Below are 13,351 nucleotides of genomic sequence, written 5' to 3'. Positions count from 1 at the left end.
TGAGAGGTATTGACCCATGCAAAATATAAAGACCCTCATCAACAGGAAGAAGCTCCTGGAGATGATCCCGCTTTCGACACGAACAATTTATAACCTGGAGCAGCGAGGGGATTTTCCACGCCGTATCGCGTTAACCAGTAGAAATGTCGCCTGGGATTTGTCAGAGGTCGAAGAGTGGATTGAGGCACGTAAATCATCGGGTGATCAAGCTGCGCGACCTGGCCCTATAGAGGGCTAGTTATATGGCTCTTGATCTTATGGCGGCTTTCACGGAATTGCCGCCACCCATTGATTATGTTCTGCCTAATATGGTTGCTGGCACTGTTGGTGCTCTTGTGTCGCCTGGTGGGGCTGGTAAATCCATGTTGGCCCTTCAATTGGCTGCACAGATTGCAGGCGGGCCTGATTTACTTGAAATAGGCGAGTTTCCCACCGGGCAAGTGGTCTATCTGCCTGCTGAAGATCCACCGGCCGCTATTCACCATCGTCTGCACGCCCTTGGGGCACACCTCAGCGCAGCGGAACGGCAAGCCGTGGCTGATGGTTTGCTCATTGAACCCTTGATCGGTAAATGCCCAAACATCATGGCTGCTAGCTGGTTCGATGCTCTCAAACGAGCCGCTGAAGGTCGTCGCTTGATGATCTTGGACACTTTGCGGCGCTTCCACATTGAGGAGGAGAACGCTAGCGGGCCGATGGCGCAGGTTGTTGGGCACATGGAGGCCATAGCCGCTGATACAGGCTGCTCCATTGTGTTTCTGCACCACGCGAGTAAAAGCGCAGCCATGATGGGGTCGGGCGATCAACAGCAGGCCAGTCGTGGATCGTCCGTACTGGTTGATAACATCCGTTGGCAATCGTACCTATCCGGCATGACGCAAGGCGAGGCCGAGATACTGGGGGTCGATGATTGTCAGCGTGGGTATTTTGTCCGCTTTGGCGTCAGCAAGGCCAACTATGGCGCACCTTTTCAAGAACTCTGGTTTAGACGGCACGACGGCGGCGTGTTGAAGCCTGCTGTACTGGAGCGGCAGTGCAAGGTGAAAAGGAGACAGCGTGAAGAAGCCTAAGCATGACCTGACCCACGTCCGACATGATCCCGCGCACTGTTTGGCACCTGGCCTGTTCCGCAGCCTCAAGCGTGGCGATCGCAAACGCTGCAAGCTGGACGTGACCTACACCTTTGGCGAGGACGAATCCATGCGTTTCGTCGGATTCGAACCTCTCGGGGCCGATGATATGCGTCTTTTGCAAGGCATCGTGGCCCTTGGCGGCCCGAACGGCATCTTGCTAACCCCGGAACCGACCAGTGAGACGGGGCGACAGCTACGGCTATTCCTTGAACCCCGTTTCGAAGCCATTGAGCAAGACGGCTTGGTGGTTCGTGAGAGCCTGACCAAACTGCTCTCAGAAACGGGCATGACGGATAGCGGCGACAACATCAAGGCGCTCAAAGCCAGCCTGCTGCGCATGTCGAACGTCACCATCCTTGTGACGAAGGGACGGCGGCAAGCCGCGTTCCACCTGATGAGTCATGCTTTTGACGAGACGGACGGCAGGCTATGGGTTGCCCTGAATCCGCGTATTGCCGAAGCGATCCTGGGGCATCGTCCATATGCCCGTATCGACATGGCGGAAGTGCGGGTGCTACAGACTGATCCGGCACGGCTGATGCACCAACGGCTATGCGGCTGGATCGACCCCGGCAAATCCGGGCGCGTGGAACTGGACACGCTTTGCGGCTATGTCTGGCCAGATGAAGCCAATGCCGAAGCTATGAAAAAACGCCGTCAGACTGCCCGGAAGGCACTGGCCGAACTTGCCGCCGTGGGTTGGGTAGTGAACGAATACGCCAAGGGAAAATGGGAGATCAAGAGGCCTGGCCCCACGGCAACTGCACCCGTTTACCGTCGTAACGTTCCCTTGTTACCGTCGTAACGCTCCCCTTCTGCCGTCGTAACGTTCCCCGTCCCAATTTGGAAAACCCAGACGGTGCGCTGCTTTGCGGGCAGTTTGGGAAATCCATCCAAGATTATCTAAAGATAATCCATCATGCGCGGTGCAGCTCGCGCCTTGAGGGCGCGTTCTGACCTTGCCAATAAAGCCCTGGCGGGCTTTATCAATCGGCCATAGGCCGATGGTTTAACGCCAAGAAGAGAAGGCGGCTTCAGTGGCCGCTGAAACGCCTTGTGAGAGGGGAAAACAACCCGGAGTCCCTTATTCCATGAGCTGAAGCAGAATCTGCGTCTAACGGTGCTGGAGGGCCGCTGTGTGCACTTGTAGTTATCTGTACTGAAACCTTGGCTCGAAACGTGAAATGGCTAAGCAGTGCCCATTCGTTCGGTAAGAATAATAAGAAGATTATTATTCTTATTATTACCAAGCAGGAATGAGCCGTGTGTGTTGGACGCCCATAACCAGTAACCTGCGTGAAGGTGTCAACATCAGGAAAGGTTGCCCCTCAAGTATCAATACGTCGCCTTAGTGGTATGACGGGAGGGGAGGCAAATTTCTTGTGTTCATTGACACTTGAGGGGCGGGTTATGCCCTTCTTTTTTGGCGTCCAACTCGCCCCATCGGGGCGAATGGTTTGTGTCGATTGTTGGCATTTTAGGTTCCGATTTAAAGCCGATTGAGCAGCGATTTTGAAGCGACTATGTCGATTGCAGGCCGATTTGGTGACGATTACGGTTATGTTGCCAAGAATCGGTGTTTGTTTGACGATAAAACGCTTTACGTTCGATATGCGCTAGATTTTCAATAGTGGGTGAAATGCGGGCAGGATGGGTGAAGTTAGCTAACCGGCAAGCCGGTTATCTATCTTCACTGTCCCTTATTCGCGCCGGGGGCACTCAACGGGAATCCTGCCCTGCGGGGCTGATCGGCTACCGCCGGTTGCAAGAGTATAGGTCTTGCTATTTTTAATATCTTTGATAGCATGGTTGTCGGGTACACCAAAAGGGTATTGATATGGCAAATGTGCTTATCAGGAATTTACCCGCCGAGGTGCACCGTGCGTTGAAAGTTCGAGCAGCGCTCAACGATAGGAGCACCGACGCGGAAATACGCGAAATACTGACGGCGGCAGTACAGCCGCTAGAGCTTGAAGAGATTGGCCGGGAAGTTGGCTTGTCCGAAAGCGATAAAAAAACAGAGTAGTTTTACGTTTGTAAGTCCGGGCCTCAGCGCCAAGGGCAATACCGATCAGCTAGTGGCGTAGCTCTTCGATGAAACGTTGCCGAGAACAAGCACAACGCTTGGTCAAGGCAATGCCTTCTTTTCATCGACGGAGTACGACCATGAAGTCCAAAATTTTAGCGGCTAAAAAAACCGCTCTAGCCGTTGCACTCGCAACCGGCTTTATCACCACTACCACCGCCCCTGTGCAAGCTGGTATCCCCGTCATCGACGGCGGCAACCTGGCCCAGAACATCATGACGGCCATCGAGTCGGTGGCGCAGACGCTCAAGCAGATTGAGCAGTACCAGACCCAGTTGCAGCAGTACGAAAATCAGCTCCAGAACACGATGGCCCCAGCCGCGTATATCTGGGATCAGGCGCAGACTACGATCAACCGGCTGATTGCCGCGCAAAACACGCTGGCCTATTACGAGAACCAGCTAGGCAGCCTGGATCGTTACCTGGCCAAGTTTCAGGACGTGGCCTATTACCGCAGCTCGCCATGCTTCAACGGCAGCGGCGGATGCACGCCGGCCGAAAAGGCAGCGATGGAAGAGAACCGCCGCCTGGCGTCAGAGTCGCAAAAGAAGGCCAACGATGCCCTGTTCCAGACCGTTGCCGACCAGCAAAAGGCTTTGAAGGATGACGCCCGTACCCTGGAGCGGCTGCAAGGCGCGGCCCAGGGTGCAACTGGCCAGCTACAGGCCATCGGCTACGCCAACCAGCTCGCCAGCCAGCAGGCCAATCAGCTCTTGCAGATTCGCACCATGTTGACCGCCCAACACAACGCGGAGGCAGCCCGGATTGCAGCAGAACTCGATGCCGAGGCGCGAGGTGATGCCAGGGCCGAGCAAATGCGTACCTGGACGTTTCGCCCGAGTCCGGCAGACAACTACTAGGGAGGCGGTGAGATGAAAAAAATCTTTTTTACTACCGCGGCTACGTTGCTGTTGTTGGCTGGATGTGAACAGGAAAGGATGCCCGAACCAAATGCGGCGACGTGTGCCCCCGATGCGTTCCAGGCAGCACTGAATGAAATGCGCAGCGAAGCGAACCGAGAGGCCTTTACCGAGGAATGCAGAGCATTCCAGAAGGCCAAGCAGATGCGTCAGTGGGAGTTCAAGCCCAGCCCTAAAGATGATTATTGAGGTGGTCGCCATGAGAAAGAAAATTGCTCTAGGTGGCTTGATGATGGTCGCCACAATGGTGCTGGCTGAACCTGCAATGGCGCAGGAGCTAAGTAGCAGCGGTGTTATGAATGATGTGCTCAAGCGTTTTCATGATGCTGCCGCAACATGGGGGCCAGCTATTGAGTCCGCTGCATCGCGTTTGTTCTGGACGCTGGTTGTGATTTCGATGGTCTGGACATTCGGCATGATGGCTTTGCGCAAGGCCGACATTGGCGAGTTCTTCGCGGAGTTCGTTCGCTTCACGATCTTCACCGGCTTTTTCTGGTGGTTGCTGACGAATGCGAACCAGGGCATGAATATCGCCGGTACGATTGTTCAGTCATTGCAAACTCTGGGCGCGCAGGCGGGGGGACTTTCCAATAGCAATCTTGGGCCCTCCAGCATCCTTGATCTTGGTTTCGAGTTATACAACCGCACAGTACAGGCCACCTCGGAGCTGGGATGGCGGCAGATGGCAACTGCTCTGGTCATGGAGCTAATGGCCCTGGCTGTTTTGTTTGTCCTGGCGTTGATTGCGGTCAACCTGTTGCTGTTGCTCGCATCAGCCTGGATTCTGTTGTATGCCGGTGTGTTCTTCCTTGGCTTTGGTGGAAGTCGTTGGACTTCCGACATGGCGATCAATTACTACAAGACCGTGCTGGGCCTGGCCGCACAGCTTATGGCAATGGTGCTTCTGGTTGCGATTGGCAAAGAGTTCATCAATCACTACTACACGCAAATCAGCGAGAACATGGCATCCCAGGAACTGGCCGTGATGTTGGTTATATCGGTCATCTTGCTTTTCTTGGTCAACAAAGTTCCGCCGATGATTTCTGGTCTTGTGTCTGGTGGTGGTATTGGCGCAGCCGGTGGAATTGGAAACTTCGGTGCGGGTGCGGCAGTTGGGGCGGCGGTGACGGCGGCCAGTATGGCAACTGGCGGCGCTGCCCTGGCAGGTAAAGCGGTTATGGGTGCCGCAGCCGGTGCAGCCGGAGGTGCAAGTGCACTCCAAGCGGCTTTTCAGAAAGCATCAGCGAGTATGGAAACCGGCGGTGACATGTCCAGCATGGGGTCAGTTGTCAGCAGTGGCGGAAACGGTGGTGGTGAAGCGGGTACTGCTGGCAGTAGCCCATTCGCCCAAGCGGCTGGCTTTGGTGACAGCGGCAGTAGCTCAAGCGGTGGCGGCTTTGCCAAGGCCGCGAAGCTGGCCACAGGCACGGCCTCCGAGTTAGCCAAGGGTGTCGGCTCTCAAGTGAAGCAGGGATTCCAGGAGCGAGTGAGCGAAACCACAGGCGGAAAACTGGCTGCTTCGATACGCGAAAGCATGGAGCCGAAAGAAGCAAGCCAATCTGGCCAGTTCGAGGGCAATAGCTTGGGCGCCGATTCTGGCCCAGATAGTAACGAAGTCAGGAGTTAGCACGATGACGACATCAACATACATGGCCGCATTGGCGGCCCTGGATGAAGCGCCAAGGGAAGAAGTCAGCCAGGTATTTATTTCGCCGCTGGGTGATCAATCGACCGAGGTCGATGCAGAGACAGAAACAGCCGCTTTTGTATCACGGCCAGACCCTATGAGAGAGAGCGAAACTAAGCCGATAAGTATTGAGGTTAATGGCGGCAGGAATGAGCGGTCAGCATTCGCGGAGGCGGCGGGGCTGTACCTGTAGGCGCACCGGGCTGGCCACAACCAGCCCGGCACTTTCAATCAACACCTACTGGAGAGGTGAATTATGACAACACAACATATTATCGAACCAGGGCAAGCAGTGCATCAAGCAGCGGCTATTCTTTCTTCTTTGGAGTACATCAACCAAGCGGAAGCGCGGAGCCTTGGGCCATTGGCCGAAGCCGTCGCTAATGCTTTTATGGTGGTGTACTACCAAGCTGAAACGGGCCGGGCGACACAGGCTGATTTTCAAGAAGCAATGAACGCCTTGCGCCAAGCGTGCAGCTAATGACGAAAGGGCGGCCACTCGAACTGGCCGCCTTTTTCAATCTTCACTGTTTGGCCATTCCCGACCCACAGACGGCGCATCCATCCATTCGCGTTCCTCCGGCGGCAGCGGGTAAGCCCCGGATGCTTCCGCGTCGGCCAGTAGTTCGGCCAGTGTGTAGCGCACCCGACCAGTGGAAACGGCGCGGGCCGGGTCGGCCTTCTCATGCAGCCTGTTCTCTAGGTTCTTTGGGTCTGTCATCGGGCGACCTCAGCAAGCATGGATACTAGGTGTTCCAGGTCAGTGATCGAATGCGCCAGGAAGCGGCCGGCGCGGCAATCTGCAATCATTTCCTCAGTTTTTTCCTACTCATGTTCAACCTCGTTCGTACCAGCTCTTCGAGCGATTCACCACGCGCACGACCAGCAGCATCACCGGCACTTCGACCAGGACGCCGACCACGGTTGCCAATGCAGCGCCGGAGTGCAGACCGAACAAGCTGATGGCGGCCGCCACGGCCAGCTCGAAGAAGTTGCTGGCACCGATCAGGGCCGAAGGACAGGCGACAGAGTGCTTTTCCCCCGCCCGCTTGTTCAGCCAGTAGGCTAACCCGGAATTGAAGAACACTTGAATCAAGATCGGCACGGCTAGCATGGCGATCACTAACGGCTGCCGGATGATGGCCTCGCCCTGGAAGGCGAACAGTAGAACCAACGTCAGCAGCAGCGCGGCCATCGACCACGGCCCGATCTTCTGCATGGCCCGTTCAAAGGCGGCCTGTCCTTGCTTGAGCAGATGCCGCCGCAAGAGCTGCGCCAGGATCACCGGCACGATGATGTAGAGCACGACCGAAATCAGCAGCGTGTCCCAAGGCACCGAGATCGAGGACATGCCCAGCAGCAGGCCGACGATGGGCGCGAAGGCCACGATCATGATGGCGTCGTTCAGAGCCACTTGCGAGAGCGTGAAAAGCGGGTCGCCGTTGGTAAGGCGGCTCCACACGAACACCATTGCCGTGCAGGGCGCGGCGGCCAGCAAGATCAAGCCCGCGATGTAGCTGTCCAGTTGATCGGCCGGCAGGAACGGAGCGAACACTTGTCGGATGAACAGCCACCCCAGCAGGGCCATCGAGAATGGCTTGACGGCCCAATTCACGAACAGCGTGACGCCGATGCCGCGCCAATGCTCTTTGACCTGGTGCAGCGCCCCGAAGTCGATCTTGACCAGCATCGGGACGATCATTACCCAAATCAGCAGGCCCACCGGCAAATTGACCTGGGCCACTTCCATGCGGCCTATGGCCTGGAACACGTCAGGAAGGCCCTGGCCGAGCGCAACACCGGCGACGATGCACAGGGCCACCCACAGCGTCAGGTAACGCTCGAAGCCGCTCATCGGGGCCTGGCGCGGCTTCGCGGCGATGGCCTGTGCGCCGGCGCTCATGCTTCCTGCTCGGTCTTGCCGATGTTCGCCAGCTCGCGCTTGATGGCCGTCTGGTCAAGCATTTTGAGAGGCAGATTCACGAACAGGCGGACGCGGTTCATCATGTGCCGGAAGGTTTGTTCGAAGGCCCGGCGCTTCTCGGCGTCAGTGCCTTCGACGGCGGCCGGGTCTTCAAATCCCCAATGCGCCGAGATCGGCTGACCAGGCCACACCGGACACATTTCGCCGGCGGCGTTGTCGCAGACGGTGATGATGAAGTCCATCTTCGGTGCGTCGGGCGTGGCGTACTCGTCCCAGCTCTTGCTGCGCAGATTCTCGGTCGGGTAATTCACCGACTCCACCTTTTCGACGGCGAAGGGATTGACCTTGCCGGTTGGGTGACTGCCGGCGCTGTAGGCGCGGAAGCGCCCTTGCCCCATCGTGTTGATGAGAGCTTCGGCCATGATGCTGCGCGCCGAATTGCCGGTGCAGAGGATGAGGACGTTATAGATTCTTTCGGTCATGATGTTTCGCTTTCTGGTAGTGGCTGGGGAGCAATGGCGATGGATGAAAGATCGGTGGCCTCGTCGATGACGTGGCCGGCCGCTTTCCGTTCGGAATAGCGGTCTGTCAGTGCTTCACGGTGCGGCCGTACCAGCGCCGTGAAGCGCACCAGTTCTTCCATCACATCGGCTATTCGGTCGTAGTACGGCGAGGGCTTCATGCGGCCCGCCGCGTCGAACTCTTGGAACGCTTTGGCGATACTCGACTGGTTCGGAATGGTGAACATTCGCATCCAGCGGCCGAGCAGACGCAAGGTGTTCACGGCGTTGAAGCTCTGCGAGCCGCCGGATACCTGCATCACGGCCAGGGTGCGGCCTTGGGTCGGCCGGATGCCGGCCATTTCAAGCGGCAGATGGTCAATCTGCGCCTTCATGACACTGGTAATCTGACCGTGGCGTTCCGGGCTGCACCAGACTTGTCCCTCTGACCACTCGGACAGGGCGCGCAGCTCCTTGACGGCCGGGTGATCGTCGCTTTGCACTTGATCGGGCAACGGCAAATCGGACGGGTCGAAGATGCGTGTTTCTGCGCCAAAGAATTGCAGCAGCCGGGCCGCTTCCTCGACGGCCAGCCGTGAGAACGAGCGGGCGCGCAGCGAGCCATACAGCAGCAGGATACGCACCGGCGGGGCGTCGGGTGCCAGCCCGAGCGCCGGGCGCTCGATGGCAAAGGATTTGTCCAAAGCGGGCAAAGAATCGGGGTCGGAAAGATGGCGAAGTCTCATGCCAACACCTTCCCGGCTTCCGTGGTGCAAGACAGGTTGCACACCTGGCCGCCGCAGCAGTTTTCCGTGAGAAAGGCCACCAGGTTAGTGGCCGTCGAAAAGTTCGCCTCGTAGATCACAAATCGGCCTTCTTGCCGCGACGTGACCATGCCGGCGTGTGCCAGCTCTTTCAGGTGGAAGGATAGCGAAGACGGCGGGATGCCGGCCGCTTCGCTGATTTTTCCGGCGGCCATGCCGGCGGGGCCGGCCTGGACGAGAAGCCGGAACACCGCGAGGCGCGATTCTTGAGCGATGGCCGCCAGGGCGGCTACAGCATTTATCGTTTCCATGTTTCAATAATAGTCGAAATATGGAGTGTGCTCAATAGCTCATTTAAGCTGTAAAAATGAGCTAGGCGCATTTGTCGTTTTCAGAAGACGACCGCACCATCTGACTGGATGTAACGCCTGGTGTGCATACGGCTCCTGACAGCCCAATATCAGGAGTCGTCTGCACCAATCTCGACTATGCTCAATACTCGTGTGCACCAAAGCGAGGTTTGGGCATGACATCAGACACTCCACCGATTGCCGCGCAAGGCGTGGCCACCCTGCCCGACGAGGCATGGGCGCAAGCCCGGCACCGGACGGAAATCATCGGGCCACTGGCAGCGCTTGAGGTGGTCGGGCATGAAGCCGCCGATGAGGCAGCCCAAGCGCTGGGCCTGTCCCGGCGACAGGTATATGTCCTGATCCGTCGCGCCCGGCAGGGTACTGGCCTGGTAACAGACCTGACGCCCGGCCGATCCGGCGGCGGCAAAGGCAAGGGGCGCTTGCCGGAACCGGTCGAGCGCATCATCCGCGAGCTGCTGCAAAAGCGCTTCCTGACCAAGCAGAAACGCAGCCTGGCGGCGTTCCACCGCGAAGTCGCGCAGGCGTGCAAAACCCAGAAGCTGCCGGTGCCGGCGCGCAACACCGTGGCCCAGCGGATTGCCGGACTACATCCGGCGAAAATAGCCCGCAGCCGGGGCGGGCAGGACGCTGCCCGTCCCTTGCAAGGCGCGGGTGGCATTCCGCCCGAAGTCACCATGCCGCTGGAACAGGTGCAGATCGACCACACCGTCATCGACCTGATCGTGGTCGACGAGCGCGACCGGCAACCGATTGGCCGCCCATATTTGACCCTCGCCATCGACGTGTTCACGCGCTGCGTACTCGGCATGGTGGTCACGCTGGAAGCGCCGTCCGCCGTCTCGGTCGGCCTATGCCTCGCGCATGCCGCCTGCGACAAGCGGCCCTGGCTGGAAGGGCTGAATGTGGAAATGGACTGGCCGATGAGCGGCAAGCCCAGGCTGCTCTATCTGGACAACGCGGCCGAGTTCAAAAGCGAAGCGCTGCGCCGTGGCTGCGAACAGCATGGCATCCGGCTGGACTATCGCCCACCAGGCCAGCCGCACTACGGCGGCATCGTGGAACGGATCATCGGCACGGCGATGCAGATGATCCACGACGAATTACCGGGGACGACCTTCTCCAATCCCGGCCAGCGCGGCGAGTACGATTCCGAGAAGATGGCCACCCTGACGCTGCGCGAGCTGGAGCGCTGGCTCGCGTTGGCGGTAGGCACCTATCACGGCTCCGTGCACAACGGCCTGCTCCAGCCGCCGGCCGCGCGCTGGGCCGAGGCCGTGGAGCGCGTTGGCGTCCCGGCCGTCGTTACCCGCCCCACCGCGTTTTTGGTCGATTTCCTGCCGGTGATCCGCCGCACCCTGACCCGCACCGGCTTTGTCATCGACCACATCCACTACTACGCCGACGCCCTCAAGCCGTGGATTGCCCGGCGCGAGCGCTTGCCCGCCTTCCTGATCCGGCGCGATCCGCGCGACATCAGCCGCATCTGGGTACTGGAACCGGAAGGTCAGCACTATCTGGAGATCCACTACCGCACCTTGTCCCATCCGGCCGTCACCCTCTGGGAACAACGCCAGGCGCTGGCCAAATTGCGTCAGCTCGGGCGCGAGCAGGTGGACGAGTCGGCGCTGTTCCGCATGATCGGGCAGATGCGCGAGATCGTGACCACCGCCCAGAAGGCCACGCGCAAGGCGCGGCGCGACGCTGATCGCCGCCAGCACCTCAAGACGTCGGAGCCACCGGCCAAGCCCATACCGCCGGATGTGGACATGGCTGACCCGCAGGCAGACAACCTGCCGCCGGCCAAACCGTTCGATCAGATCGAGGAGTGGTAGCCGTGGACGAATATCCCGTCATTGACCTGTCCCACCTGCTGCCAGCGGCACAGGGTTTGGCCAGGCTGCCGGCAGACGAGCGCATCCAGCGCATTCGCGCCGACCGCTGGATCGGCTACCCGCGCGCGGTCGAGGCGCTGAACCGGCTGGAAACTCTGTATGCGTGGCCGAACAAGCAACGCATGCCAAACCTGCTGCTGGTCGGCCCCACCAACAACGGCAAGTCGATGATCGTCGAGAAATTCCGGCGGGCGCACCCGGTCGGCACCGACGCTGACCAAGAACATATCCCGGTGCTGGTCGTGCAGATGCCGTCAGAGCCATCGGTGATCCGCTTCTATGTCGCGCTGCTGGCTGCGATGGGCGCGCCGCTGCGCCCGCGCCCACGGCTGCCGGAAATGGAGCAACTGGCGCTGGCCCTGCTGCGCAAGGTCGGCGTGCGCATGCTGGTGATCGACGAACTGCACAATGTACTGGCTGGCAACAGCGTTAACCGGCGCGAGTTCCTCAACCTGCTGCGCTTCCTCGGCAACGAGCTGCGTATCCCCCTGGTCGGGGTCGGCACGCGCGAGGCGTACCTGGCCATCCGTTCGGACGATCAGTTGGAAAACCGCTTCGAGCCGATGCTGCTGCCGCCGTGGGAGGCCAATGAGGACTGCTGCTCGCTGCTGGCCAGCTTCGCGGCGTCACTCCCGCTACGGCGGCCATCCCCGATTGCCACGCTGGACATGGCCCGCTACCTGCTCACCCGGAGCGAAGGCACCATCGGCGAGCTTGCACATCTGCTGGTGGCGGCGGCCGTCGCCGCCGTGGAGAGTGGCGAGGAAGCGATCAACCACCGCACGCTCAGCATGGCCGACTACATCGGCCCCAGTGAGCGGCGGCGACAGTTCGAGCGGGAACTGATGTGAAGTCCGCGCCGCGCTGGCCGCTGCATCCGGCACCCAAGGAAGGCGAAGCCCTGTCCTCATGGCTCAACCGGGTCGCCGCCTGCTACCAGATGGACGTGCACGAGCTGCTGGCCCACGATCTTGGTCACAGCCAACTTGATGACCTGGATACCGCACCATCCTTGTCGTTGCTGACGGCGCTCTGCCAGCGCAGTGGCGTCGAGCTGGAGCGGTTGCGCAGCATGAGTCTTGCAGGCTGGGTGCCGTGGCTGCTCGACAGTCTCGACGATTCGGTACCAGCAGCCTTGGAAACCTATACATTCCAATGCGCGGTGCTCCTGCCCAAGCGCACCCGCAAGGTGCGGTCCATCACTCGCTGGCGTGCCTGGCTACCGAGCCAGACGATTCGCCGGGCGTGTCCGCAGTGTCTGAACGATCCAACGAATCAAGCTGTGCTACTCGTCTGGCAGCTCCCCTTGATGCTGAGCTGCCCGCAGCATGGCTGCTGGCTGGAGTCCTACTGGGGCATGCCCGGCCGGTATCTTCAGTGGGAAATCGCCGATGCTGCGCCGCGCCCTGCCGATGACGCAATCGCCTGCATGGACCGGCGCACCTGGCAGGCGCTGACGACGGGTTTTGTGGAGCTGCCGCGTCGGCGTGTCCACGCCGGCTTGTGGTTCCGGCTGCTGCGCACCCTGCTTGATGAGCTGAACACGCCGCTCTCGCACTGCGGCAGTTGCTCGGCGAGCATCCGCCATGTCTGGGAGCGCTGCGGCCATCCGCTGCGCGCCGGGCAGAGTCTGTGGCGTCCCTACGAGATTCTGGCCCCGGCGGTGCAGTGGCAGATGCTGGAGGCGGCGGCCACCGCCATCACGCTGATCGAGTCAAAGGCGCTGATCCCGCGCGGGGAACAGGCCGCGCTGTTTCAGACGGAGCCGTACACTGGTTTCACCAACGGCCTGCCGGCGAAGGTGCCGAAGCCGGAACCCATCAACCACTGGCAACGAGCAGCCCAGGCCATCGATGAGGCCATCATTGAAGCGCGACACAACCCGGAGACGGCCCGCTTGCTGTTCACACTGGCGTCCTACGGGCGACGCGACCCCGAATCCCTGGAACGTTTGCGCGCCACGTTCACCAAGGAGGGCATCCCGCCGGAGTTTTTGTCACATTACGAGCCTGAATGGCCGTTTGCAGGTCTTAGACTAAATGACGGGTTAAGTGACAGTTTTTGACGGCGA

General features: G+C 59.7%; 17 protein-coding genes. 12 read left to right on the top strand and 5 right to left on the bottom strand.

All coding sequences use genetic code 11. From position 1 onward, the window contains the following. Positions 1-16 precede the first annotated feature (16 nt). From ECL_RS19130 to ECL_RS19090, 9 genes are all read left to right on the top strand, one after another. On the top strand, positions 17-238 hold the full coding sequence (locus ECL_RS19130; protein ID WP_001179606.1) for a helix-turn-helix transcriptional regulator: 222 nt from the start codon (positions 17-19) through the stop codon (positions 236-238). 19 nt (positions 239-257) lie between these two features. Beyond that, positions 258-1,070 (top strand): helicase RepA family protein, encoded by an 813-nt coding sequence (locus ECL_RS19125; RefSeq protein WP_001346140.1) that lies wholly within the window; start codon positions 258-260, stop codon positions 1,068-1,070. Next, positions 1,057-1,938: a replication protein C, IncQ-type gene (repC, locus tag ECL_RS19120; RefSeq protein ID WP_000743064.1), complete on the top strand. Its 882-nt coding sequence runs from the start codon at positions 1,057-1,059 to the stop codon at positions 1,936-1,938. Before ECL_RS19125 ends, repC begins: the two co-directional genes overlap by 14 nt. 1,032 nt (positions 1,939-2,970) lie before the next feature. Continuing rightward, positions 2,971-3,159 carry a FitA-like ribbon-helix-helix domain-containing protein gene (locus ECL_RS19115; protein ID WP_000024442.1) on the top strand — a complete coding sequence of 63 codons (189 nt, stop codon included), beginning with the start codon at positions 2,971-2,973 and terminating at the stop codon, positions 3,157-3,159. A gap of 140 nt (positions 3,160-3,299) precedes the next feature. After that, positions 3,300-4,079: a P-type conjugative transfer protein TrbJ gene (trbJ, locus tag ECL_RS19110; RefSeq protein WP_000836966.1), complete on the top strand. Its 780-nt coding sequence runs from the start codon at positions 3,300-3,302 to the stop codon at positions 4,077-4,079. A gap of 12 nt (positions 4,080-4,091) precedes the next feature. Then, positions 4,092-4,328, top strand: coding sequence for an entry exclusion lipoprotein TrbK (trbK, locus tag ECL_RS19105; RefSeq protein ID WP_000718002.1), 237 nt, complete (start codon positions 4,092-4,094; stop codon positions 4,326-4,328). A gap of 10 nt (positions 4,329-4,338) precedes the next feature. Continuing rightward, positions 4,339-5,766, top strand: a complete 1,428-nt coding sequence (gene trbL / locus ECL_RS19100) for a P-type conjugative transfer protein TrbL (protein ID WP_001405816.1) — start codon at positions 4,339-4,341, stop codon at positions 5,764-5,766. Positions 5,767-5,770: 4 nt separating this feature from the next. Then, positions 5,771-6,019 (top strand): hypothetical protein, encoded by a 249-nt coding sequence (locus ECL_RS19095; protein ID WP_000213809.1) that lies wholly within the window; start codon positions 5,771-5,773, stop codon positions 6,017-6,019. A 63-nt stretch (positions 6,020-6,082) separates the two neighbouring features. Continuing rightward, positions 6,083-6,307, top strand: coding sequence for a type I toxin-antitoxin system ptaRNA1 family toxin (locus ECL_RS19090; protein ID WP_000211355.1), 225 nt, complete (start codon positions 6,083-6,085; stop codon positions 6,305-6,307). A gap of 36 nt (positions 6,308-6,343) precedes the next feature. On the opposite strand, the gene ECL_RS19085 is transcribed toward ECL_RS19090, so the two are convergent. The 5 genes from ECL_RS19085 to ECL_RS19065 all read right to left on the bottom strand — a co-directional run bounded on the left by ECL_RS19085 (position 6,344) and on the right by ECL_RS19065 (position 9,325). Continuing rightward, on the bottom strand, positions 6,344-6,547 hold the full coding sequence (locus tag ECL_RS19085; RefSeq protein WP_000131871.1) for a hypothetical protein: 204 nt from the start codon (positions 6,545-6,547) through the stop codon (positions 6,344-6,346). A gap of 114 nt (positions 6,548-6,661) precedes the next feature. Beyond that, a complete protein-coding gene (gene arsB, locus ECL_RS19080) occupies positions 6,662-7,729 on the bottom strand; it encodes an ACR3 family arsenite efflux transporter (RefSeq protein WP_001272375.1) in 1,068 nt (355 codons plus the stop codon). Continuing rightward, positions 7,726-8,232, bottom strand: a complete 507-nt coding sequence (locus tag ECL_RS19075; RefSeq protein WP_000140066.1) for an arsenate reductase ArsC — start codon at positions 8,230-8,232, stop codon at positions 7,726-7,728. Before ECL_RS19075 ends, arsB begins: the two co-directional genes overlap by 4 nt. After that, complete coding sequence (gene arsH / locus ECL_RS19070) at positions 8,229-8,996, bottom strand: arsenical resistance protein ArsH (protein WP_001239389.1); 768 nt, start codon at positions 8,994-8,996, stop codon at positions 8,229-8,231. The genes ECL_RS19075 and arsH overlap by 4 nt, the downstream gene beginning before the upstream one ends. Next, the gene (locus tag ECL_RS19065) at positions 8,993-9,325 is read right to left on the bottom strand and encodes an ArsR/SmtB family transcription factor (RefSeq protein ID WP_000447876.1); all 333 of its coding nucleotides are present in this window, start codon (positions 9,323-9,325) and stop codon (positions 8,993-8,995) included. The genes arsH and ECL_RS19065 overlap by 4 nt, the downstream gene beginning before the upstream one ends. 215 nt (positions 9,326-9,540) lie before the next feature. Between ECL_RS19065 and ECL_RS19060 the strand changes: the two genes are divergently transcribed. Genes ECL_RS19060 through ECL_RS19050 form a run of 3 tightly spaced genes read left to right on the top strand, consistent with a single transcriptional unit; the run spans position 9,541 to position 13,345 of the window. Continuing rightward, entirely contained in the window at positions 9,541-11,220 is a 1,680-nt protein-coding gene (locus ECL_RS19060) for a Mu transposase C-terminal domain-containing protein (RefSeq protein ID WP_003465068.1), read from the top strand. A 2-nt stretch (positions 11,221-11,222) separates the two neighbouring features. Then, on the top strand, positions 11,223-12,131 hold the full coding sequence (locus ECL_RS19055; RefSeq protein WP_003465065.1) for a TniB family NTP-binding protein: 909 nt from the start codon (positions 11,223-11,225) through the stop codon (positions 12,129-12,131). Next, complete coding sequence (locus ECL_RS19050; protein ID WP_013087245.1) at positions 12,128-13,345, top strand: TniQ family protein; 1,218 nt, start codon at positions 12,128-12,130, stop codon at positions 13,343-13,345. The genes ECL_RS19055 and ECL_RS19050 overlap by 4 nt, the downstream gene beginning before the upstream one ends. Positions 13,346-13,351: the final 6 nt, after the last annotated feature.

The sequence above is a fragment of the Enterobacter cloacae subsp. cloacae ATCC 13047 genome, from assembly GCF_000025565.1.
GTDB lineage: Bacteria > Pseudomonadota > Gammaproteobacteria > Enterobacterales > Enterobacteriaceae > Enterobacter > Enterobacter cloacae.
Note: the sequence above shows the minus strand (reverse complement) of the source record. Positions and strands in the feature narration are given on the sequence as shown.